This is a genomic window from Sphingomonas sp. BK235, from assembly GCF_004345855.1.
Lineage (GTDB): Bacteria > Pseudomonadota > Alphaproteobacteria > Sphingomonadales > Sphingomonadaceae > Sphingomonas.
This window is the reverse complement of the sequence record NZ_SLXN01000006.1, coordinates 304642-324827: the sequence shown is the minus strand read 5'-3', so window position 1 is coordinate 324827 and position 20186 is coordinate 304642. Positions and strand designations below refer to the sequence as shown.

The window sequence follows — 20186 nt, the reverse complement described above, 5'->3', positions numbered from 1 at the left end:
TGAGCGGCGCCGGTTCGCCGAGCGGTGAGTCCGGCCAGTAGCGCGGGTGCTCGCCCCTCTCCCAAAACGCACGACGGCCGCCGCACCGGGGAGTGCGGCGGCCGTCCTGTCATCGAGCCGGGACGCGGATCAGGCGACCTGTGCGGCCTCCTCGGGCTCGCGCAGCACATAGCCGCGGCCCCACACCGTCTCGATGTAATTGTCGCCGCCGCACGCCAGGCTCAGCTTCTTGCGCAGCTTGCAGATGAACACGTCGATGATCTTGAGCTCGGGCTCATCCATCCCGCCGTAGAGATGGTTGAGGAACATCTCCTTGGTCAGCGTGGTGCCCTTGCGCAGCGAGAGCAGCTCGAGCATCGCATATTCCTTGCCCGTCAGGTGCACGCGCGCGCCGTCGACCTCCACGGTCTTGGCGTCGAGGTTGACCGAGAGCTTGCCGGTCTTGATCACCGACTGCGAATGGCCCTTCGAGCGGCGCACCACGGCGTGGATGCGCGCGACCAGCTCCTCGCGGTGGAACGGCTTGGTGACGTAATCGTCGGCGCCGAAGCCGAAGCTGCGCACCTTCGAGTCCATCTCGTTGATGCCCGACAGGATCAGCACCGGGGTCTGTACCCGCGCGACGCGCAGCTTCTTGAGCACGTCGTAGCCGTGCATGTCGGGCAGGTTGAGATCGAGCAGGATGATGTCGTAATCGTAGAGCTTGCCGAGATCGAGGCCCTCCTCACCGAGATCGGTGTTGTAGACGTTGAAACCCTCGGTCGACAGCATCAGCTCGATCGCCTTGGCGGTCGTCGGCTCGTCCTCGATCAGCAGCACGCGCATCGGCAATTCCCCGGTTCGTCAACGCGGTAGATCGTGTCACCCGCGCTTCGCTACGTTCATACCCAATGGCTTCTGAACCAGAAAGGTTAATTCCCACTTAATCCGGACGTTCCGTTAAACTCGAATCTTCATCCTCTTTCGGCGAGCGCGGGGTGCCCTTGGCGGTGAACAGCGTGCGCTCGCGCGAGCGGGGTATGTCTTCGCCCAGCACTTCGCGCAGGTACAGGCTGCGCACCAGCGTGAAGCCGACGACGAGGATGCCGCCGGAGAAGAACAGGCCGAACAGGCCGAACACCGCACCGGTGCCGATGATCGCGAACAGGCTGAGCGCGGGCGGGATCGCGATCACGCGGCTGGTGACGAACGGGGTCACGAAATTGGTCTGGACGACCCGCACCACCGCGAACACCGCCAGCGCCCAGACGAGCTGGTCGGTGCCGCGAGTCGCCGCCAGCCCGAGCGCGGGCAGCATCGCCGCGACCGGGCCGACATAGGGGATGAACTCGGACAGGCCGGTCAGCAGACCCAGCAGCGCGGGCGACGGCACGCCGGCGATCCACAGGCCGATGCCGACCATCGCGCCCATCGCGGTCATCTGGATCAGCTGCGCGCGAAGCCACAGCAGCAGCGTCGAGGCGACGTCGCCCAGCGCGTCCTCCACCGCGGCGCGCTTCGACGGCGGCACCAGCAGCAGGAAGCCGCGCTCATACACCTTGGGATCGACCGCGAAGAAGATCGCGCCGAAGAGGACCAGCACCGCATTGAGCAGCAGCTCGCCCGCGCCGCGCACGATCTCGCCGATATCCTGCGCCACGCGGCTGCCCGCGAAGGCGGCCTGGACCGCGTCCGCCACTTTCTCGCCCACCGGGCTCTGCGACATATAGGCCTGGAGCTGGCCGAGCAGCCCCGGCAGCGCCACGACCAGGGTGTTGACCTGCGCGCGGAACTCGACGCCGAACAGCCAGCCGAGCAGCCCCAGGAAGGCGAGCACGCTGGCGATCGCCGCCGCCATCGCGGCACGCGGGCTCAATCGCGTGCGGGTGGCATAGACCTCGGCGATGGCGTGGATGATGATCGCGATCAGCATCGAGCCGAAGGCGAGGATCAGCAGGTGTCGCGCGAAATAGAGGGCCGCCAGCACCGCAACGATCAACACCAGCCACAGAACGCGCCGGATGAAGCGCGCGTCGGGCTCGTCGGGAGCGAGCCGGTTCATGCGCGCGAGCGCGCCGCGGAAAGGTCAAGTCGTTGCATCACCGGCACAACGCGCCGACCGGCGAAAAGGCGCCGGGGACGCCCAAAAGCGCGTGGCCAAGGGACCGGCGCGAATCGGGACGGGTGCACCGCGACGGCGGGTACGACACTGATGGCACCAGCAGCTCGACCGGCTCGGGAGAGCGCGGGGCCATCTGCCCACACGCTGGCGAGTGATCCACCTCGCGTGAACCTGGGGGGCGCTCCTGCTTCCGCAGGAGCACGGTTCAACCGGGCTGTGTCAGACTTTAGGCTGGCAGCAGGCTCAGCGGCGGCACCAGTGCAGCAGCGCCTCATAGTCGAGCGGCGGTGTCGGCAGGACGGCGCGCTGCACCACCCCGGCCGCGACGCAGAGCGCCGCGAGCAACATCATCCATCCCGGAACACGCCGCAGCGGATAGGTGTCCGCGAGCAGCACCGCGGCCAGCGCGGTCGCGAGCATCGGCCAGAGATGATAGCGCAGATCGGTCGCGATCGAGATCGCGACGAAGCTGAATTCCAGCGTGATCGCGGAGGCGAGCAGCGCGATCGCGAGCTGCCGCGTCGGCGAGGGCCGCCAGCGCCGCGTCCCCACGAGCAGCAGCAGCGCCAGCAGCAGCCAGGCGAACGGCCAGGCGATCGGGGTCAGCGCCACCTGCGCCGCGAGCCATTGCCAATGCTGTGCCTCGGCGCCGGGGCTCGCCAGCCCGAGCCGGTTGGGCTCGCTCCCGGCCTCGGGGGCGGCGCCGGGGAGACGCGCGGGCACGAGCCAGCGCTCGGTCATGTTCCAATGCGCCACGCGCTGCGCGAGATACGCGAGCGGATGATGGAGCGCGGCGTTGGCGAGCCGCAGATACAGGTCGCCCGCGGGTTGCGCCTGGAGCGGCCTCACCGCCGCGACACAGGCGGGCACGTCGCCGAGCGGATCCCAGAAATAAGGCGTGACGCAATGATGCGCGCGCAGGGCCATGCCCGCCTCGTGCGAGAGGCCGACCGCACGCGAGCCGGGCGCGCGTACCGCGATACCGGCGAGGTCATAGAGCGGCTGGGTCTTCTCCATTCCGCTCGGGCGCGCGCCGATCAGCTGGTGATTGACCGGTCCCGCCACCGCGAGCGTCAGCGCGATGAAGATGGCGGCGGTGACGACCAGCTCGCCGACCCGCCGCGTCGGCAGCAACCCGGCGATCAGCGGCGCCAGCGCGAAGGCCGCATTGGCGCGCACAAGCAGCGCATAGCCGAACAGCAGCGCCGCGAGCAGCAGCGCCGCGGCCGGCACGGGACGATCGCGGAGCCGCCACCAGGCGACCAGCCCGGTCCCGCCCAGCGCGGCGCCGACGAGCTGCGTATCCTTGAGCACCACGACCTGCCAGCCGAGGAAGAGCGGCAGCAGGCCGATCAGCAGCATCATCCAGCCCGATCCCGCGCGCCCCGCGCGCGCCAGCGCGCCCGCGATCAGCCCCAGGCCGAGCCAGTAACCGGTGAGCTGGAACACCAGCAGCGGGGTGGCGCCGTCGCCGAACGGCAACAGCCGGCGCCACAGCCACGCCATGACCGGCGGGTGCCAGTCATCGTAATGGCCGCTCAGAACCTGGCGGAACTGCTCGACCGTGTCATATTCGGCGACGCCGGGTGCGAACACGACCAGCGACGCCAGCCACAGCGCGGCGGCGATGATGAGCGGATAGCGGGCGGGGCGCGACGCATAGATCATATGGCCGATTATAGGACGCGCCCGCGCGTCGCGCGCCGCCGCGGGTCAGATGTGCAATGCGCGGTTGTAGGCGCCGAGCACGCTCTCGTGCATCATCTCGCTCAGCGTCGGGTGCGCGAACACCGTCTCCATCAGCTCGTGCTCGGTGGTCTCGAGCTGGCGCGCGACGACATAGCCCTGGATCAGCTCGGTCACCTCGGCGCCGACCATGTGCGCGCCGAGCAGCTCGCCGGTCCTGGCGTCGAACACCGTCTTCACGAAGCCGTCCGCCTCGCCGAGCGCGATCGCCTTGCCGTTGCCGATGAAGGGGAACTTGCCGACCTTCACCTGGCGCCCGCTCTCCTTGGCCTTGGCCTCGGTGAGCCCCACGCTCGCGACCTGCGGGCGCGAGTAGGTGCAGCCCGGGATGTTCCACGTCTCGAACGGGTGCGGGTCCTGCCCCGCGATCTTCTCGACGCAGACGACGCCCTCGTGGCTCGCCTTGTGCGCCAGCCAGGGCGCGCCGGTGACGTCACCGATCGCGTAGATCCCCTCGACGTTGGTGCGGCCATAGCCGTCGACCTTGATGTGGCCGCGCTCGGTCTGCACGCCGAGCGTCTCCAGCCCGATGTTCTCGGTGTTGGGGACGATGCCGATCGCGACGACGACGTGGCTATATTCCTCCGTCGCGCTCTTGCCGTCCTTGCCCTTGATCGTCGCCTTCACCGCCGATGCGCCGGTCTCGATCTTCTCCACGCCGGCGCCGGTGAGGATCTTGATCCCCTCCTTGGTGAGGCGCTTCTCCATGAAGGCACTGACCTCCTCGTCCTCCACCGGCAGGATCCGCGGCAGCATCTCCACGACCGTGACGTCCGCGCCCATGTCGTTGTAGAAGCTGGCGAACTCGATCCCGATCGCGCCCGAGCCGATGACCAGCAGCTTGGTGGGCATCTCCTCGGGCACCATCGCGTGGCGATAGGTCCAGATGCGCTTGCCGTCGGCCTTGGCGAAGGGCAGGTCGCGCGCGCGCGCGCCGGTGGCGACGATGATGTGCTTGGCCGCGAGCTCGACCGTGCCGCCGCCCTGCTTGACGCTGAGCTTCCCCTTGCCGGTGAGCGCGCCGACGCCCTCGACCACCGTCACCTTATTCTTCTTCATCAGGCCTTTGACGCCGGCGTTGAGCTGGCCCGCGACCTTGCGGCTGCGCTCGACGATCTTGGTGAGATCGAAGCCGACATTCTCCGCCTTGAGGCCATAATCGGCGGCATGGGTCATATAGTGATAGACCTCGGACGTGCGCAGCAGCGCCTTGGTCGGGATGCAGCCCCAGTTCAGACAGATGCCGCCGAGCCGCTCGCGCTCGACGATCGCGACCTTGAGCCCGAGCTGTGCCGCGCGGATCGCGGAGACGTAACCGCCGGGGCCCGAGCCCAGCACGATGAGATCGTAGGTGTCAGCCATTGCGCCACTCCCGGGCCGCAGCCCCTGTTTGCCATCAGATGGGTGGCGCGGGTCGCGCGCGCACCTCGGAAATCGATCACGCCGCGGGCGGAACCTCGCGCGGGCGGCGGTCCTCGTCGATCGCGACGAAGGTGAAGCGCGCCTCGGTCACCTTGCGCGATTCCTCGCCGTGGCGGTCGCGCGCCCAGCTCTCCACGTCGATCGCGATCGAGGTACGCCCGACGCGCGCGATCGTGGCATAGACCGAGACCTCGTCGCCGACGTGGACGGGCGCGTGGAACTGCATGCCGTCCATCGCGATCGTCACCGCGCGACCGCGCGCGCGCCGCGCCGCGGTGAGCCCGGCGGCCGAGTCCATCAGGCTCATCAGCCAGCCGCCGAAGATGTCGCCATAGGCGTTGGCGTCGGCCGGCATGGCGGAGACGCGGATGGTCGGCGCGCTGCTCGGCGGCGTCGCGGCCGACGGGGTCGCGCCGCTCACGCGCGTGTCTCCCCGCGGCGCGGCGCGTCGCGCTGCTGCACCTCCCAGACGTCGCGCGCGCCCAGCAGCGCCACCGCCACCATCGTGCCCGCGCCGACCAGCCAGATCGTCTCCGCGCCCTGCGGGTAGCTCCACGCCGCGCCCTTGAAGACGAGCGCGGTCACGCCGAGCGCGAGCAATCCCCAGGCCCATTCGCGCCACACCGCGGGCAGCTCCATCTGCGCCATCGCCCGACCCGGCTCAGGCGAGCATCGCCAGCGGGTTCTCGACGAGCTGCTTGAACGCCTGCATCAGCTGCGCGCCGTCGGCCCCGTCGATCGCGCGATGGTCGAAGCTGCCCGTCGCCGACATCACCGAGGCGACGCCGAGCGTGCCGTCCTTGAGCACCCACGGCCGCTTCTCGCCCGCGCCGATCGCCAGGATCATGCCCTGCGGCGGGTTGATCACCGCCTCGAACTGCTTGATCCCGAACATGCCCATGTTGCTGATCGAGGCGGTGCCACCGGTGAACTCCTCGGGCTTCAGCTTCTTGTCGCGCGCGCGCGCGGCGAGGTCCTTCATCCGCGTCGAGATGCTCGACAGCGAGGCGGTGTCCGCCTCGGTGATCACCGGCGTGATCAGCCCCTCCGGGGTCGACACCGCGACCGAGATGTCGGCGCGACCGAAGCTGACGAGCTGGTCGGGCGTGAACATCACGTTGCACTTGGGCACCTGGATCAGCGCCACCGCGAGCGCCTTGATCAGCAGGTCGTTGACCGACAGCTTCACCCCGCGCGACTCCAGCCCGGCGTTGAGCTCGCCGCGCAGCTTGAGCAGCTTGTCGAGCTCGACGTCGACCGTGAGATAGATGTGCGGCACCTGCTGCTTCGACTCGGTCAGGCGGCGCGCGATCGTCTTGCGCATGTTGCTGAGCTTGGTGAGCTCGTGCGGCACGTCGGGGATCGTCGCCGGCTTGGGCGCGGGCGCGGCGGCCGCGGCGGCCGGCTGCGGCGCGGCGGTGCTCGCGGCCGGGGCGGCGGCGCCGGTCTTGGCGCCCTCGACGTCGGCGCGGACGATGCGGCCGTTCGGGCCGGTGCCGCTCACCGAGGCGAGGTCGACGCCGCGGTCGGCGGCGATGCGCCGCGCCAGCGGGCTGGCCTTGACGCGCTCGCCCGCGGCGCGCTGCGGCGCCGGCGAAGGCTTGGCGGCGGCCTGCGAGTCGGCCGGCTTGCCATGATCCTCGACGTCCTCGGGCGCGGCCTTGGCCTCGCTGCCGGTCTTGTTGGGGTCCTCGGGCGAGGGACGCGGCTCGCTCGCCTTCGCCGCCGGCGCGGGGCTGCTCTCACCGGCCTCGTCGCCCTCGCCCTCGAGCAGCGCGATCACCGTGCCGACCTTCACGCCGTCGGTGCCCTCGGCGACCGCGATCTTGGTGATGCGCCCCTCGTCGACCGCCTCGAACTCCATCGTCGCCTTGTCGGTCTCGATCTCGGCCATGATGTCGCCCGCCTTGACCTCGTCGCCCTCCTTGACCAGCCACTTGGCCAGCGTGCCCTCTTCCATCGTGGGCGAGAGGGCAGGCATCTTGATTTCGATGGGCATCGTGAGTCCTCGAGCGGATCCTGGAAGTTGCCCGCGTCTCTCGCGGTTGCGCGACGCAGGGTCAACCCCACCCCCTTTTCGCCTCCCGCTCCCGCGGCTTGCGCGCGCGCGTCGCGCGGCGGTAAACTCCTCTGGATCAGGGGGCCTTCACCGATGCGCATCTACCTCACCGTCGTCGACGACACCCCCGAGGCGCTGAGCGCGCTGCGCTTCGCCGCGCGCCGCGCGGTGCGGACGAATGGCGGGGTCGAGATCCTCGCGCTGCTGCCGCCGCAGGAGTTCATCCCGTTCGGCGGGGTGCAGGCGACGATGGAGGAGGAGCAGCGCCAGCACGCCGAGGGGCTGGTGGCGCGCGCGGCGGGCACGCTGCTGGAGGAATCGGGCGTGCGCCCGTCGCTGACGGTGCGCAGCGGCGACGGCCCCAAGGTGATCCGCGAGATGATCGCGGCCAACCCGCAGATCGCCGCGCTGGTGCTCGGCGCCGCGGCGGGCGGCGCGCCGGGCGCGCTGGTGAGCCACTTCGCCGCCGAAGCCGGGACGCTGCCGGTGCCGCTGATGATCGTGCCCGGCGGGCTGGAAATGGACGCGATCGACCGGGTGAGCTGAGCGTCCGCTCACGCGCGCGCGTATCTATAGAGTCGCGTCGACCGGTTGCGTCACGCCGACGGCACCGCCACAAGCGGCGCATGTCCTTCAGAATTCCCGCCGCCGCCTTGCTCGCGGTGTCGCTCGCCACCCCCGCCGCGGCGCGCGATCCGGTCTCGCCCGCGCGCCAGCGCGCCACCGTGGCGAAGCTCGTGTCCTTCGGCACGCGCCACTCGCTCTCGACGACCGACGATCCCAAGCGCGGCATCGGCGCGGCGCGCGACTGGGTGGCGGGCGAGTTCGCGCGGCTCTCGCGCGATTGTGGCGGATGCATCGCGACCGAGCGGCTGGCGCGCCGCTTCGTCGGGCCGCGCGCGCCCGACGGCGTGGTGATCGAGGACGTGCTGGGCATCCAGCGCGGCAGCGACCCCGATCGCTACGTCATCGTCGGCGCGCATATCGACAGCCGCGTCACCGACGTCATGAACGCCACCAGCGACGCGCCCGGCGCCAACGACGACGCGAGCGGCGTGGCCTTGGTGCTGGAGGCGGCGCGGCTGCTCCATCGCGAGCGCTTCCGCGCCTCGATCGTGTATGTCGCTTTCTCGGGCGAGGAACAGGGGCTGTGGGGCGCGACTTTGCTCGCCGAGACCGCGCGGGCGCGGGGCTGGCAGGTCGACGCGATGCTCAACAACGACATCGTCGGCAATTCGCTCGGGCAGAACGGCGTGGTCAACGACCGCTATGTCCGCGTCTTCTCCGAGGGCATCCGCTCCAGCGAATCGCTCGCCGAGGCGATCGAGCGGCGCGGGATCGGCGGCGAGGACGACGGGCCGAGCCGCGCGCTCGCCAAGGCGATCGGGGATATCGCCGTCACCACGCCGGGAGGCTTCGGGGTCTTCCTCGATCGCCGCCCCGATCGCTTCGGCCGCGGCGGTGACCATGAGCCGTTCCTCCGGCAAGGCTATCCGGCGGTGCGCTTCTCGGTCGCGGCGGAGAATTGGGATCGCCAGCACCAGGACGTGCGGACCGAAAACGGCCGCGTCTTCGCCGACACGATCGAGGGCATGGACTTCGACTATCTCGCCAAGGTGACCGCGATCAACGTCGCCACGATCGCGCGACTTGCCGCCGCCCCCGCGGCACCGGCGACCGCGACGATCGCGGGCGCGCTCTCTTATGACACCAAGGTGAGCTGGGCGCCGGTCCCCGCCGCGGCGCGCTACAAGGTCTATTGGCGGCGCGCCGACGCCAGCGCGTGGCAGCAATCGCGCGAGGTGACGGGCACCATGCTGTCGGTCGCCGACGTGCCCGTCGACGACCATCTGTTCGGCGTCGCGGCGATCGGCAGCGACGGCGCCGAGAGCCTGGTCACCTTCGCCGGCCGCGAGAAGCGATAGCAGACCGGCCGCTGCCGGCCGCTCCCCTCGTCCGCGGTCCCGAGCACGGGCGCGCGCGAACCCCGCCGCGCTATCCGGCGATCCGCGGCGCGAGCAAGGCCATCAGCGCCTCGCAGCCGCGCGCGTCCTCGTCGTCGAATCGGGCGGGCAGCGGGCTGTCGAGGTCGAGCACGCCGATCAGCCGCGATTCATGCACGATCGGGACGACCAGCTCGGAACGACTCGCCGCGTCGCACGCGATATGTCCGGGAAAGGCGTGGACGTCCTCGACCAGCTGGGTCGTTCGCTCGGCCGCCGCGGTGCCGCAGACCCCCCGCCCCAGCGCGATCCGGATGCAGGCCACCTTCCCTTGAAAGGGGCCGAGCACGAGTTCGTCAGCGACCGATCGGTAGAATCCGGCCCAATTTAGGTCCGGAACGAACTGCCACAGCAGCGCCGCAGCGTTGGCCATGTTGGCGATAGGATCGTACTCTTCGGCGGTCAGTGCATCTAATGCGGCGAATAGATCCCGGTAGGTGGAACCCTTCGAATCGGCGGTGACGGCAAAGTCGAACATGCGCGTGACCTAGGCCGAACCGGTCGGTTGCGCCAGAGGGAGCGCGCCGCGGGGCGAGCCGAGTAGAAGCTCGGCCGACCGCGCGCTTTTTTTCGATTTCGTAAATCTTCTCTTAAGTTTTCGCGATCGACGCGACCTTGGTCGGTTAAGCCAAAGTAAGCCTTTGCGTTAAGGTGTTTTACTCAGACTTCGCGTTATAGGGGCTCATCGGCCGCTACGGTCGAGCCAGTTGCCCAAGGCGGTGAAAACATCGTCTGATCGTCTATCTCTTCGGGGGTTACATGAAGAAACTCTGGATTGCGGGCGCGGTCGTCTTGGCCGCGTCTAGCGCTTATGCTGCCACCAGCGAACGCACCGTCACCGAGACTGCGGCCGATCTGGTCCGCGTCGTCGCCGCGCCGACGGTGCAGGCGGTCACCGCCGCGCCGGCCAAGGTCGTCAAACTCGCCGCCGACGGCCTGCCCGTCGATGCGATCCGCAAGACCGGCAAGTTCGGCGTGACGCAGCAGCCGTCCTACGACAGCAATTTCAAGACCGATCCGCTGCTCGTCCCCGCCTGGGGCACGGGTTCGCTGCCGCAGAGCGGCGCCCCCGACGTGGTCGGCGCGTTCCGCTTCATCTGCATGCCGGGCCAAGTGCTCAAGGACGATCCGATCGTCTATCCGGGCCAGCCGGGCAAGTCGCACCTGCACCAGTTCTTCGGCAACACCGGCGCCAATGCGAAGTCGACCTATGGTTCGCTCCGCTTCAGCGGCGACAGCACCTGCAACAACAAGCTGAACCGCTCGGCCTATTGGATCCCCGCCATGCTCAACGGCAAGGGCAAGGTGGTGCGGCCGGACTATGTCTCGATCTATTACAAGCGGCTGCCCGAGAGCAGCCCGACCTGCCAGATCGAGGGCAAGGCCTGTATCGAGATGCCGCGTGGCCTGCGCTTCATCTTCGGTTACAACATGACCACCGGCAAGACCGACAACCATCACTATTTCAACTGTGACGGTCCCACCGCCAAGGGTGGTCACTATCCCGACATCGTCACCGCGGCGCAGAACTGCCCGGTCGGCAACCGCCTGGGCGTGATCATCGAGGCGCCGGGCTGCTGGAACGGCAAGGACCTCAACCCCGGCGACCACCGCCGTCACATGGCCTTCGCGCAATATGGCAATGACGGTGTCCACCGCTGCCCGGCGACGCACCCCTATATCGTGCCGACCTTCACGCTCGGCGCCTGGTACACGGTGGACGAGGACCTCGACCGCTCGGGCAAGTGGGACCAGAACACCAGCACCTGGTCGCTCGCCTCGGACACGATGCCCGGCATGCCCACCGCGCGTCCCGGCACCACGATGCATGCCGACTGGATCGGCGCGTGGGACGACAAGGTGCTCGCGATGTGGACGGAGAATTGCATCAACAAGCTGCTCAACTGCGCCGGCGGTGATCTCGGCAACGGGCTCCAGCTCAAGATGCGCGACGATTTCAGCTGGAACGCCAACCCGCGGTTGGTCGACATCCCCAAGAGCTGATCCGACGGCGGCCGGTGCGGGTTCGCCCGCACCGACGACCGACCATCTCGCGCCGTCGCCCGCATCGCGTGGCGGCGGCGCGATGCTGTCGGCAGCAGCTCAGCCGAACGCGCCACGGCGCGTCGGTGAGGGGGCGCCACCGAGATGCTGGCGTTCGAGGAACTCCTGCAACCCGGCCGCGAGCGCCTGCGCGCCCGCCACGGTGAGCGCGATCCGCCCCGCCACCACCCGCTCGAGCAGCGGCTCGGCGCCGGAATGGTCGCAGCGCGCCGATTCGAGCGTCACCACCACGGTGCCGCCCAGATGCGTGAAGCCCGCACAGCCGGTCGCGAACAGCTCCGCGGCGAAGGGATTGTCGACGAGCGGCGGGGTCGCCGGCGCGGGCTGGCGATCGCGGCGTTGGGTCGAGACGTACATGGCAGGTCCTCGTGGCGCCGGCTGGGGGGAGGCCGGCGTCGACCGGATGCGGCGCGAGCGTCTCGCCCGCGTGTCGTCATATTGCACGCGATCGACGGTGACGTTGCCGCGGCGCGTCAGTCGAGTCGGACCCGCCCGCGCCCGGCCTTGATCTCCGCGCGCCCTTTCTTGGCATCGACGCGGCGCGCCTTGGCGGCGCGCGACGGCTTGGTCTTGACGCGGCGCGTCTCGCGCTCCGCGGCGCGCGCGAGCATGTCCGCCAGACGGTCACGCGCGTCCTGCCGGTTCGCCTCCTGCGTGCGGTAGCGCCGCGCGGTGATCACCAGCGTGCCCGAGGCGGTGAGCCGGCTGCCCGCGATCTCCTTCAGCCGGCGGTAGCTCTCCGGCGCGAGCCCGAGCCGGAACACGTCGACGCGCAACTGGCAGGCGGTCGCCACCTTGTTGACGTTCTGCCCGCCCGGGCCGGTGGCGGCGAGGAACTTTTCCTCGATCGCGTCGGCGGGAACGTCAGCCATGATCGAAACCGAGCGCGCCGAACCGCTCGGGCCAGGGCGCCTCGGCGGCGATCGCGTCCTTGCCCGCGCGCGGCAGCGCCAGCGCGGCGGCATGGAGCATCATCCCGGCGGCGTGCGCGCGGCCGTAGACCGGATCGCCGACGATCGCGAGGCCCAGCCCCTCGCGCGCGTGGACGCGCAACTGGTGCGTCCGCCCGGTGTGCGGCATGAACGCCACCAGCGCGCGGCCGTCGTGGGACGCGAGCATCTGCCAGTCGGTGCGCGCCGTCTTGCCGCGCGCGTCGCCGGTCATGCGCCAGCCGTCCGCCTTGCTCGATACCTTGCGGAGCGCCAGATCGATCGTGCCGCTCTGCGATCCGGGAACACCGTCGAGGATGGCGAGGTAGCGTTTGCTGACCGCCCCCGCCTCGAACGCCTGCTGGAAACGCGCCTGCGCCTTGGGATGGCGCGCGAGCAGCAGGCAGCCGCTGGTGTCGCGATCGAGCCGGTGCACCGCCACCGGCCAGCGCCGGAAGCCGAAGGTCAGCGAGGCGAGATGATTCTCCAGGCTCAGCCCGCCATCGCGCGGCGGATCGACCGGCAGGCCGGCGGGCTTGTCGATCACCAACGCCTCGCCGTCGAGGAACAGGACGCGCTCGCCTAGCATGATCGCCCGCCCTTGCCATCGCGCCGCCGCCGTGGCCAGAGGGCATGATGCGTCGCCCCGCCCTCCTGTTCGCCCCGTTGCTCGCGCTCGCCGCGCCGGCGCATGCGCAACTCTGCGACAACAGCAACGCGCGGGTGAGCGCGGACGGGCGCGTGTTCGGCCATCTGCCCTATGGCGACGCGCCGCCGGGCGAGCTGGTGGCGGTGCCGGCTGGGCTGGCGGTCGGCGCGTGCGTGCTGCGCCGCGACGTGGTGCCCGATCTCGCGCGCCTGATCGCGGCGGCCGGTGGGCGCGTGCTCGCGCTGTCGTGTCACCGCTCGATCGGCTATCAGCAGGCGGTGTTCTGCCGCGAGACGCAGACCGCGGCGGGCGAGCGCGCGCTGTCGGTGGCACCGCCCGGCCATTCCGAACATGCCACCGGCTACGCGCTCGACTTCGCCTTCCGCCCGCGCGTCAACGACTGCCCCGACGCGGAAGCCTGCGGCGCCGCCACGCCGGCGTTTCGCTGGCTGGTGGCGCATGCGGCGCGATACGGGTTCGAGATGTCCTTCCCCGCGGGCAATCGCCAGCGCGTCAAATGGGAACCGTGGCACTGGCGCTGGGTCGGGGCGAGCGCGACGGCCCCGGGCGCGGCGCGCGCGCGGGCGCTGTTCGCGCGCGCGCGCAGCGACTTTCCCGCCGAGCCCGCGGTGGCGCGCGACCCGGTGGTGATCGCGAGCGCGCCGCCGCCGCCGATCTATCTGGGCGCCTACGCAGCCCCCGAATGCCGCAAGGGCAAGTGCCGACCGCCGCGCAAGCGTCGCCGCTGACACCCGGGCGCGGCGGCGCTCCCGATCAGGGAATGATGCGGAAGCTGTAGCTGTAGCTCTGCGAGCGGCCGCGCACGGTGACGTCGGCGATCGTCACGTCGTAGCTGACGCCCTCGGCCAAGCCGGCCACCGCGAACTGGAGGTTGTTGGGCAGGCCGTAGCCGGTGTTGTCGAAGCGGATGTTCGACACCGTCAGCGCGGTGCCCCCGGTGCTGACGCGTACGCTCGCCTGGGAGAAGTCGACCGTGGCATTGGCGCCGCCCCGCTGGGTCGCGTCGGCGACGACCGAGAAGGACAGCAGCGCCGCGGGATCGAAATAGCGCGCCGGGTAATCGCCGTAGGGATAAGCGACATAAGGCGGCAGTCCGGCGGGGACCGCGACGCCCCCGCTGAACGACACCACCTTCATCGTCGCGGCATCGGTGCGGCGGCCGTCGGCGAGCAGCTGCGCCACCCGGCCGTAGGCGATCTTGCCGAGGAAGGGGTCGAGCATCCAGCGGCGATGCCCGACATTGTCGGCGACCAGATTGGTCGTCTCGGTCAGCCAGCCGCCGAGATACATGTCCTCGGTGAAGTAAGCGAGATAGGGCGAGATCAGGCCGCCATAGAGGTTGCTCGTCCCCGCCCCGGTCGCGCCGGTGCTGGTATAGCACTTCCAGTCGGCGGGCGGCGTATGGGTGAGCTGTCCGTTGGCCGCCATCATCAGCGAGGCCTGGGTCGCCTGATCGTCGTCGGGGCTGGAATAGCTGACGGGCGGCAGGCGATGGAGCGCGCGGATCGCGTTGAGGCGCGCGAGCACGTCGTCGCGCACCGCCTCCGCCAGCACGCCGGGGCGACAATTCGCCACGTCGGGCTGGGTGGTGAAGAGCGCCGCCGCGCGCGCCTGCCAGCTCGCCGGCGCGGCAGCGGCGGCGGTCGCGACCGGCGAGGGAGCCGGGGTCGGCGCCGGGATCGGCGTTGGAGAGGGTGCGGGCGTCGGCGCGGGCGCCGGCGCGACCACCACCGGGGCGCTGCCCGACGTGTCCGCGGCGCTGCCACCGCCGCTACTGCTACCGCCACCACCACCGCCGCAGCCGCCGAGCAGCAGCGCCAGCGTCGACACACCGAGGATCCAGGACGACCGGAAGTTACGCATCCGCGCCCCATAGCCGCGCGTGACTTAATAAATTGGCGTGCGCGTGCTGCTCAATCGCGCGGCACCCGGCACGCGATTGCCCGCTTAACGGGCAGCCTCGCGGCACAGCCGGTTGATCGCCACACCGGGTTGCCCTGAGCGTCCGCGGCTGGCACGGTCGGTGCAAGGTACCTCGCGGGGTATCGGTCTTTCATCCGAGGTGGGGCGTCAATCGCGTGAAGAAGATCGAGGCGATCATCAAGCCGTTCAAGCTGGATGAGGTGAAGGAGGCGCTGCACGAGATCGGCGTCAGCGGCATCACCGTGACCGAAGCCAAGGGCTTCGGCCGGCAGAAGGGCCATACCGAACTGTATCGCGGCGCCGAGTACGTCGTCGACTTCCTGCCCAAGGTGAAGCTCGAGGTGGTCGTCGAGGACGGTCTCGCCGAGCGCGTGGTCGAGGCGATCGCCGCCGCGGCGCAGACCGGGCGGATCGGTGACGGCAAGATCTTCGTGATCCCGGTCGAGACCGCGCTGCGCATCCGCACCGGCGAGCGCGACAACGACGCGATCTGACTTCCCATCGCCCCGGCCGCGTGCCGGGGCGTCCCTGTTACCGCGTGCCCCGGCAACGTTCGGGGAGCGCACCTGCGAGAGAGAGAAGCATCATGGCGAACACGGCCGCAGACGTTCTGCAGAAGATCAAGGACGAGGAGATCGAGTGGGTCGATCTGCGCTTCACCGATCCCAAGGGCAAGTGGCAGCACCTCACCATGGTCGCCTCGGTGATGGGCGAGGACGAGTGGACCGACGGCCTGATGTTCGACGGCTCCTCGATCGCCGGCTGGAAGGCGATCAACGAGTCGGACATGATCCTCAAGCCCGACCTCGACGCGGTCTACACCGATCCCTTCTCGGCGACGCCGATGCTGATCGTGTTCTGCGACATCGTCGAGCCGTCGACCGGCGAGGGCTATAGCCGCGACCCGCGCACCACCGCCAAGCGCGCCGAGGCCTATGTTGCCACCACCGGGATCGGCGACACCGTCTATGTCGGCCCCGAGGCCGAGTTCTTCATGTTCGACGACGTCCGCTTCGAGAACAGCTACAACAGCAGCTACTTCAAGATCGACGACATCGAGCTGCCGACCAACACCGGCCGCGAATATGAGGGCGGCAACCTCGCGCACCGCCCGCGCGCCAAGGGCGGCTATTTCCCGGTCGCGCCGGTCGACTCGGCGGTCGACATCCGCGGCGAGATGGTCTCGACCATGATCGAGATGGGCCTGCCGTGCGACAAGCACCACCATGAGGTGGCGGCGGCGCAGCACGAGCTGGGGCTCACCTTCGGCACGCTGACCACCACCGCCGACCGCATGCAGATCTACAAGTATGTCGTGCACCAGGTCGCGCATGCCTATGGCAAGTCGGCCACCTTCATGCCCAAGCCGATCAAGGAAGATAACGGCTCGGGCATGCACACGCACTTCTCGATCTGGAACGGCAAGGAGCCGCTGTTCGCGGGCAATGGCTATGCCGGCCTGTCCGACACCTGCCTCTATTTCATCGGCGGGATCATCAAGCACGCCAAGGCGATCAACGCCTTCACCAACCCGACCACCAATAGCTACAAGCGGCTGGTGCCGGGTTATGAGGCGCCGGTGCTGCTCGCTTACTCGGCGCGCAACCGCTCGGCCTCGTGCCGCATCCCCTACGGCACCGGCCCGAAGAGCAAGCGCGTCGAGGTGCGCTTCCCCGACGCGATGGCGAACCCGTATCTGGCCTATGCGGCGCTGCTGATGGCGGGCCTGGACGGGATCCAGAACAAGATCCATCCCGGCGAGGCGATGGACAAGAACCTGTACGACCTGCCGCCGGCCGAGCTGGCACAGGTGCCGACGGTCTGCGCGTCGCTGCGCGAGGCGCTCGACTCGCTGATGGCGGACCACGACTTCCTGCTGAAGGGCGACGTGTTCACCAAGGACCAGATCGAGGCCTATGTCGAGCTGCAGTGGCAGGACGTGGCGCGCTGGGAGATGACCCCGAGCCCGGTCGAGTACGACATGTACTATAGCGCGTAAGGCACAGGGTCTTGGCGTAGCGAGAGGCGCTCGGGGTTTCGACCCCGGGCGCCTCTCTCGTTTGCAGCGGCATCGCGGCCGCCCGGCTTCGCGCGACGCGGCGGCCGGCAAGCCAGGATATGATGCGCAGCGTTTGGAACACGGCAGTGCTCCTGCGCAGGCAGGAGCCCAGGGCCACGAACGTTACCCTCGCGGCCCCGGGCTCCGGCGGATCAGCCTTTAAAACCCGAACGAGGCCCGCGCCGCGATGCGGTCGCCGGCATGGTTCAGCCCGGCATAGGGTGAGGGCACCGCGACGTCGTCGCTGATGTCGGTGCCGGTATAGACCAGCGCCAGCGTCAGCGGCCCGGTGATATGCTGCAATCCCACCGACCAGTCGTGATAGCGGCCGGTCGGGCGCAGTCGCGCGGCGCGCACCGCGTCGTCGACGCTGCCCGACGACCGACCGGCGCTCGCGGTGAGCGTCCATGGTGTCGCGGGGATGCCGACACGGCCGCGCACGCCGAGGTACAGGTTGTCGCCGCCGATCGCGCTCTGCGACGGTGCGTAGCGCGCCTCCGCCCCCGCCTCGATCGGCCCGAGCGAGTAGCTCGCCCCCGCGCCGACCTCGCCATAGTCGAGCGACGCCCGCGCGCCGGAGAAGAGATGGCCCGTGACGAAGCCGTCGAGCCGGAAACCGCCGGCGGTGCGGTTATAGCCGAGCGTGGGTTCGATCACCGCGTCCGCACCGCCGTGGCGGGGGTCGCCGCGCGTCCCGGTGGCGCGCACGCCGACGTCGATCCCGGCGGGCAGGTCGATCCGTGCCCAGGCCGCGGGCGCGAGCTCGCCGTCGCTCCAGCTCAGGCCGCGACGGCGCTCGTCGGTGGTGATCTCGACCCCGGCGTGCGGCGCGATCTGCGCCGCGGCCGGGGTGACATGCGCCGCGCCGATCAGCGCGGCGAGAAGGACGGAACCGTGTCGCACTCAGCCGCGCACCGTGCCGTGCGCCGCGTCGAGCTCCGCCACCAGCGCGTCCTGGTCGCGCGCCGCGACCGCGAGCAGATGCTCGCGCACCGTGTCGCTGCGCGCCGCGACGTCGCGCGCGATCGCGTCCTTCTGGGTCGCGCACCAGCCCGGGCGCGAGCCGGTCAGCGGCTGTTCCGCGCTGACGGTGCGCGCCAGCACATGGCCGGCGGGATGACGCGCCTCGCGCTGCACCGCGACCGACGCCTGCCACGCGCAGCGCAGCGCGCTGGGACGGCCGGGCGCGCCGACCGCGCCGATCTGGCGGTGGGTCACGTCGATGTCGCTGCGATAGGTCACGTCGACGCGCTGGCCGCGGTGGTCGAGCTGGACCTGGTGCGCGGCGTCGGGCGCGGCGGGCAGCGGTTCGGTGGCGGTGAGCGCCAGGGCGAGCCCGGCGACGATCGAGAAAGCCATGTTCGTTCTCCTTACGCGGCCCCGGGCCATGCTGCCCGGTGGCCCTACCGAGATGATGCCGGGCGCGGCCGCTTCAATGAAGTGGGGCCGTCTCGCAACGATTCGTCACACGCGATACGACCCATGTTGCTGATCGAGCTTCCGTGCGACGGTTGTGCGCGGCCCGATGGCGCGGCACAGTCGCCGCCGATGTCCTATGCGCCCGCCCTACCCACGATCGCCGAGGCGATCCAGGCCTCGCTCAGCCCCGTCTTCATGCTCACCGGGATCGGCGCGCTGCTCAACGTACTGACCGGGCGGCTGGCGCGCGTGATCGATCGCGCGCGCGTGCTGGAGGAGCGGCATCCCGCGCTCCAGCGCGAGGATCGCTCGCGCGCCGCGGCCGAGCTGCGCCGGCTGGCGCGCCGGATGAAGGTGATCAACGCTTCCTTGTTCCTCGCGGTGGCCAGCGCGGTGGCGACCTGCGCGGTGGTGGCGATGCTGTTCATCGGCGCGCTGACCCGGTTCCATATCGGGCAATGGGTGGCATTCAGCTTCATCCTCGCGATGTCGCTGCTGATCGCGGCGTTCGTCGCCTTCATGGTCGAGGTGCGGCTGTCGATCCACGCGATCCGCGTGCGCGACGAACTGCTGCACTAGGCAGGCGAGCGCCGGCGGCCTCGGGGAGACCGCCGGTGCCACGAGGAGCGGTGCGGCAACAGCCGGCGCGCCCGGCTCAGCGCGTCGGGTCGATGAGATATTTCTCGCCCGTCGCCTTGCGCTCATAGCCGCGCAGCACCGCCGGATCGAGCGCCTCGGCCAGCCCGATCGTACGGGTATAGCGGCTCGCGAAGGTGGTGGTCAGTTCGTCCACCACGCGCTGGCGCATCCGCCCGACCAGCTCGCGCCCGGCCTTCTGCAACCACGGCGTCAGCAGGAAGCCCGACACGCTCCACTGGAAGCCGAACGCCAGCCGGTTGAGCGTCGTCGGCGCCGTGTCGAGCGCGCCATAGACGTACAATTGCTTGAACACGTTCGACCCATAGCGGCTGTACTCGGTGGCGCGGCGGTTGGCGGCCTGTTCCATCGCCTGGACGATGTCGCTGCCCAGCGTTCCCCCGCCGATCGCGTCGAAGGCGATCGTCGCGCCCGTCTCGGTGATCGCGTCGGCGAGCCGGGCGCGGAAATCCTCGGCACGGCTGTCGAGCACGTGCGTCGCGCCGATGTCGCGCAACAGCGCCGCCTGCGCCTCGCTGCGCACGATGTTCACCAGCGGCACGCCATCGGCCAGACAGATCTTCTGGAGCATCTGCCCCAGGTTCGATGCCGCCGCGGTGTGGACGATGGCGTGATGCCCCTCCATCCGCATCGTCTCGACGAAGCTGAGCGCGGTGAGCGGGTTGACGAACATCGCCGCGCCGTCCGCGGCGGCGACGCCCTCGGGCAGCGGCACCACGTCGCGCGCGCGCAGCGTGCGATATTGTGCGTACATTGCGCCGCCCATCATGCCGACGGTGCGGCCGACCAGCGCCTGCGCCTCGGGACCGGCGGCGATCACGGTGCCCGCGCCCTCGTTGCCGACGGGCAGCGACTGGCCGATCCGCGCGCGCACCCCGCCCATCCGCTCGCGCGGCACGGTGAAGGTCAGCACCGGCCGGTCGGCGTCACCGCCGCGCTCCAGCGTCGCGACGTCGGCCGGGCCGAGCAGCAGGCCCAGGTCGGACGGATTGATCGGCGCCGCCTCGACCCGCACGATCAGCTCGTCGCCGGTCGGCGGCGCGTGCGTCACCGGCTCGAGCGAGAGCGTCAGCCGCCCGCCCTCGTCCACCGTGGAGCGCAGCTCCAGCCCGGTCACCTCGTCCATCCTCGCCT

22 protein-coding genes are annotated in these 20186 nt (G+C 70.1%); 7 read left to right on the top strand and 15 right to left on the bottom strand.

Annotated elements, in window-relative coordinates; genetic code table 11:
- Nucleotides 1-129 precede the first annotated feature (129 nt).
- The 7 genes from EV292_RS16710 to EV292_RS16680 all read right to left on the bottom strand — a co-directional run bounded on the left by EV292_RS16710 (nucleotide 130) and on the right by EV292_RS16680 (nucleotide 7268).
- A complete protein-coding gene (locus EV292_RS16710; RefSeq protein ID WP_132910366.1) occupies nucleotides 130-825 on the bottom strand; it encodes a response regulator transcription factor CtrA in 696 nt (231 codons plus the stop codon).
- A 97-nt stretch (nucleotides 826-922) separates the two neighbouring features.
- Nucleotides 923-2041 carry an AI-2E family transporter gene (locus tag EV292_RS16705; RefSeq protein ID WP_132910365.1) on the bottom strand — a complete coding sequence of 373 codons (1119 nt, stop codon included), beginning with the start codon at nucleotides 2039-2041 and terminating at the stop codon, nucleotides 923-925.
- Nucleotides 2042-2344: 303 nt separating this feature from the next.
- Nucleotides 2345-3769: a hypothetical protein gene (locus EV292_RS16700; protein ID WP_132910364.1), complete on the bottom strand. Its 1425-nt coding sequence runs from the start codon at nucleotides 3767-3769 to the stop codon at nucleotides 2345-2347.
- A gap of 45 nt (nucleotides 3770-3814) precedes the next feature.
- A complete protein-coding gene (gene lpdA / locus EV292_RS16695; RefSeq protein WP_132910363.1) occupies nucleotides 3815-5209 on the bottom strand; it encodes a dihydrolipoyl dehydrogenase in 1395 nt (464 codons plus the stop codon).
- Nucleotides 5210-5285: 76 nt separating this feature from the next.
- On the bottom strand, nucleotides 5286-5624 hold the full coding sequence (locus EV292_RS16690; protein ID WP_132910401.1) for an acyl-CoA thioesterase: 339 nt from the start codon (nucleotides 5622-5624) through the stop codon (nucleotides 5286-5288).
- Between the two features lie 62 nt (nucleotides 5625-5686).
- Nucleotides 5687-5917 carry a hypothetical protein gene (locus EV292_RS16685; protein WP_132910362.1) on the bottom strand — a complete coding sequence of 77 codons (231 nt, stop codon included), beginning with the start codon at nucleotides 5915-5917 and terminating at the stop codon, nucleotides 5687-5689.
- 13 nt (nucleotides 5918-5930) lie between these two features.
- On the bottom strand, nucleotides 5931-7268 hold the full coding sequence (locus tag EV292_RS16680; protein ID WP_132910361.1) for a pyruvate dehydrogenase complex dihydrolipoamide acetyltransferase: 1338 nt from the start codon (nucleotides 7266-7268) through the stop codon (nucleotides 5931-5933).
- Nucleotides 7269-7421: 153 nt separating this feature from the next.
- Between EV292_RS16680 and EV292_RS16675 the strand changes: the two genes are divergently transcribed.
- Nucleotides 7422-7874, top strand: coding sequence for a universal stress protein (locus EV292_RS16675; protein WP_132910360.1), 453 nt, complete (start codon nucleotides 7422-7424; stop codon nucleotides 7872-7874).
- Between the two features lie 80 nt (nucleotides 7875-7954).
- A complete protein-coding gene (locus EV292_RS16670; RefSeq protein ID WP_132910359.1) occupies nucleotides 7955-9253 on the top strand; it encodes a M20/M25/M40 family metallo-hydrolase in 1299 nt (432 codons plus the stop codon).
- A gap of 70 nt (nucleotides 9254-9323) precedes the next feature.
- Here the strand turns inward: EV292_RS16670 and EV292_RS16665 are convergent, their stop codons facing one another.
- Nucleotides 9324-9809: a GAF domain-containing protein gene (locus tag EV292_RS16665; RefSeq protein WP_132910358.1), complete on the bottom strand. Its 486-nt coding sequence runs from the start codon at nucleotides 9807-9809 to the stop codon at nucleotides 9324-9326.
- A 314-nt stretch (nucleotides 9810-10123) separates the two neighbouring features.
- Here EV292_RS16665 and EV292_RS16660 point away from each other — a divergent pair, with 314 nt between their 5' ends.
- Complete coding sequence (locus EV292_RS16660) at nucleotides 10124-11335, top strand: DUF1996 domain-containing protein (RefSeq protein ID WP_165927156.1); 1212 nt, start codon at nucleotides 10124-10126, stop codon at nucleotides 11333-11335.
- Between the two features lie 99 nt (nucleotides 11336-11434).
- Here the strand turns inward: EV292_RS16660 and EV292_RS16655 are convergent, their stop codons facing one another.
- The 3 genes from EV292_RS16655 to EV292_RS16645 all read right to left on the bottom strand — a co-directional run bounded on the left by EV292_RS16655 (nucleotide 11435) and on the right by EV292_RS16645 (nucleotide 12913).
- A complete protein-coding gene (locus EV292_RS16655) occupies nucleotides 11435-11752 on the bottom strand; it encodes a hypothetical protein (RefSeq protein WP_132910356.1) in 318 nt (105 codons plus the stop codon).
- A 116-nt stretch (nucleotides 11753-11868) separates the two neighbouring features.
- Nucleotides 11869-12267 (bottom strand): alternative ribosome rescue aminoacyl-tRNA hydrolase ArfB, encoded by a 399-nt coding sequence (arfB, locus tag EV292_RS16650; protein ID WP_132910355.1) that lies wholly within the window; start codon nucleotides 12265-12267, stop codon nucleotides 11869-11871.
- On the bottom strand, nucleotides 12260-12913 hold the full coding sequence (locus EV292_RS16645) for an RNA pseudouridine synthase (RefSeq protein WP_132910354.1): 654 nt from the start codon (nucleotides 12911-12913) through the stop codon (nucleotides 12260-12262). Before EV292_RS16645 ends, arfB begins: the two co-directional genes overlap by 8 nt.
- A gap of 47 nt (nucleotides 12914-12960) precedes the next feature.
- Between EV292_RS16645 and EV292_RS16640 the strand changes: the two genes are divergently transcribed.
- The gene (locus EV292_RS16640; RefSeq protein ID WP_132910353.1) at nucleotides 12961-13722 is read left to right on the top strand and encodes a M15 family metallopeptidase; all 762 of its coding nucleotides are present in this window, start codon (nucleotides 12961-12963) and stop codon (nucleotides 13720-13722) included.
- A 25-nt stretch (nucleotides 13723-13747) separates the two neighbouring features.
- On the opposite strand, the gene EV292_RS16635 is transcribed toward EV292_RS16640, so the two are convergent.
- Nucleotides 13748-14857: a CAP domain-containing protein gene (locus EV292_RS16635; protein WP_132910352.1), complete on the bottom strand. Its 1110-nt coding sequence runs from the start codon at nucleotides 14855-14857 to the stop codon at nucleotides 13748-13750.
- Between the two features lie 215 nt (nucleotides 14858-15072).
- Between EV292_RS16635 and EV292_RS16630 the strand changes: the two genes are divergently transcribed.
- Together EV292_RS16630 and glnA are read left to right on the top strand one after the other, a co-directional pair.
- Complete coding sequence (locus EV292_RS16630; RefSeq protein WP_132910351.1) at nucleotides 15073-15411, top strand: P-II family nitrogen regulator; 339 nt, start codon at nucleotides 15073-15075, stop codon at nucleotides 15409-15411.
- Nucleotides 15412-15503: 92 nt separating this feature from the next.
- Nucleotides 15504-16916 carry a type I glutamate--ammonia ligase gene (gene glnA / locus EV292_RS16625; protein WP_132910350.1) on the top strand — a complete coding sequence of 471 codons (1413 nt, stop codon included), beginning with the start codon at nucleotides 15504-15506 and terminating at the stop codon, nucleotides 16914-16916.
- A 219-nt stretch (nucleotides 16917-17135) separates the two neighbouring features.
- Here glnA and EV292_RS16620 read toward each other — a convergent pair whose 3' ends face one another.
- Both EV292_RS16620 and EV292_RS16615 read right to left on the bottom strand, forming a co-directional pair.
- Nucleotides 17136-17879 (bottom strand): TorF family putative porin, encoded by a 744-nt coding sequence (locus tag EV292_RS16620; protein ID WP_132910349.1) that lies wholly within the window; start codon nucleotides 17877-17879, stop codon nucleotides 17136-17138.
- Entirely contained in the window at nucleotides 17880-18335 is a 456-nt protein-coding gene (locus EV292_RS16615) for a hypothetical protein (RefSeq protein ID WP_132910348.1), read from the bottom strand.
- Nucleotides 18336-18458: 123 nt separating this feature from the next.
- Between EV292_RS16615 and EV292_RS16610 the strand changes: the two genes are divergently transcribed.
- On the top strand, nucleotides 18459-18974 hold the full coding sequence (locus EV292_RS16610; protein WP_347812601.1) for a DUF2721 domain-containing protein: 516 nt from the start codon (nucleotides 18459-18461) through the stop codon (nucleotides 18972-18974).
- Nucleotides 18975-19050: 76 nt separating this feature from the next.
- On the opposite strand, the gene EV292_RS16605 is transcribed toward EV292_RS16610, so the two are convergent.
- Nucleotides 19051-20178: a zinc-binding dehydrogenase gene (locus EV292_RS16605; RefSeq protein WP_132910347.1), complete on the bottom strand. Its 1128-nt coding sequence runs from the start codon at nucleotides 20176-20178 to the stop codon at nucleotides 19051-19053.
- Between the last annotated feature and the right edge of the window lie 8 nt (nucleotides 20179-20186).